Source organism: Cupriavidus sp. IDO (genome assembly GCF_000812465.1).
In the GTDB taxonomy this organism is placed as follows: Bacteria; Pseudomonadota; Gammaproteobacteria; order Burkholderiales; family Burkholderiaceae; genus Cupriavidus.
On record NZ_JWMA01000189.1, the window covers coordinates 1 to 1,966 of the forward strand.

Consider the following 1,966-nt stretch of genomic DNA (forward strand, 5'->3'; position numbering starts at 1 on the left):
GGCCGATGCCGCTATATGGCTTCGGCGGCAACGGTTCCACCCCCGGTGGCCAGACCACAACCGCCGACGTGATACCCACCACATACGGCATGCCCAGATCACTCAGACGCTGGCGAAATGCATTGTCCACCCCGTAGTCGGCATCCGCCAACACGCAATATTTTGGCGCGCCCGCGGCCAACAGCGATTCGAGCTGTTGCAGAGCAATCTCGGTCTTCGTCGTGAACCTTACCTCGTCGGGAATTCCCGCTTTCTCTCGCCGCTCGGTATCTTCCGCCCACTCTCGCGGTAGATAGAGTTGGTAGGCTACAGGCACACTCGCTTGCTCACAGGCCAGAGACACACTGACCGCGACCTGGCAGTTGTCCTGCTTGCCCAGCACCCCACAATACTGACGAGCGACCCCAACCGAATGTTTGCCCTTCTTCGGGAAGCCTGTGTCGTCAATGATCCAGAAGCCGCCAGTCGAGAGATCCATCTTGGGTACTACCCACTGACTGATCCGGCGCAGCATCTCCTCATCGGACCATTCGGCCTTGGCCACAAAGTGGTGCAGTGCCTGGTGCCGAGCGCTAGAGTGAAGCGGATCGACTCCAGCCGCCATCGGCTCCACACTCTTACGCGCAAGCGGCAGCATCAGACCTGTGCAGTAGCCCTTGAGCCCAGCATGGCGGTCCGCATGCCCCAGTCCCGCCGCCAAATGTTCCATGTATTGCTCAAATCGCTCGCTCGCGCTCATCGCTCTTCATGAACTGTGCCAAGAAGTCTATATTATGGCACATTTATGACACAGTAAGACTAATCGCTAACACCCGATGTCGGTGTCCAGTTGATGCAGAAGCGCCGAGATGTTCTGATGCTTAAGTTCGACGGCGCCGGAAGGCCGGGTATTCGATAGATGAAAGAAAAACGGTGCGGGCCATTGATCTTGCACCGTTCTTACCTGGCCAGCTCACAATTTCCGCGCCCCTCCTATGTGGTGCTCTGAGCCTCAGATCTCTCCCAGCACCCACCCGCTGATGAACGCGAAATATTCCCTTAACCACGCGTTGTAGCGCAGGTAAAGTGGGGTAGGTGCGGCCGCCCCAACCACTGCCCCGAACCCCACCTTCCGCGCAATCCGCTTAGCACGCATCAGATGGAAATCACTGGTCGCCAGCACCAGCGGATCAGAAGCACTCACGCCCTGCTGCTCCAGCAACTGGCGGCTGAAGCGCAGGTTTTCCTCTGTGCTGGTACTCCGGTTCTCCCGGATCAGGCGGTCGGTAGCTAGCCCGTGCCCGGTCAGGTAGTCCGCCATGATGTCCGCCTCGCGGCATTGCCGTAAGAAGTCCCGCCCACCACTGACCACCACCCACGCCGCCGGCCATTGCCGCGCCAGCGCCATGCCTGTATCCAGCCGGGCCACCAGCGTCGGCGACGCAACGCAGTGCGGCGTGCCGGAGCCAAGGATGATGATGGCCCTCGCCGCCGTTGCCTTCGGCGCGGATTCGGCAATGCCGCGGTGGATGAGATAGAAGAACGCCGCCACCGTCGCTAGCCATACCGCGAATGCCGTCCACCCTGCCCGCCAGATCCATCGGCGCCCCACGCTGGCCGCTCGCCATTGCGCCACGGCTTCCCAGCGCCATGACAGCGCAAGGCATGCAGCGCCGATCGCGCCGGGCAGCGCCACGCCGAAATTGAACAGCCCCGTCAGCATCAGCGCGATGGCATCGCCCAGCAGCAAGGCGCCCGCCAATGCCAGGCCGATGCGCCGCCACGGGGCGCCGGCCTTCATGCCATGCGTTGTGGTTCGTGCCAACTTCGTCCTATGTGTTGAACTCGTTGGCGTGAAGCATACCGCGCGTGGTGGACCCCAGTCGCGACTGCGTATTCCGGCCGATCGTGACCAGTCATTCCGGATTATCGTGACCACGGATTCCGGCATCGTGACCGGCATTTCCGGTTTATCGTGACCAGCCGT

General features: G+C 61.4%; 2 protein-coding genes. Both read right to left on the bottom strand.

The annotated features are described in order from the left end of the window. Window positions 1-739: IS701 family transposase (locus RM96_RS33555; protein ID WP_039016071.1), on the bottom strand; the 739-nt coding region annotated here is incomplete at its 3' end. 252 nt (window positions 740-991) lie between these two features. Next, complete coding sequence (locus RM96_RS33560) at window positions 992-1,804, bottom strand: YdcF family protein (RefSeq protein ID WP_338011445.1); 813 nt, start codon at window positions 1,802-1,804, stop codon at window positions 992-994. Window positions 1,805-1,966 lie beyond the last annotated feature (162 nt).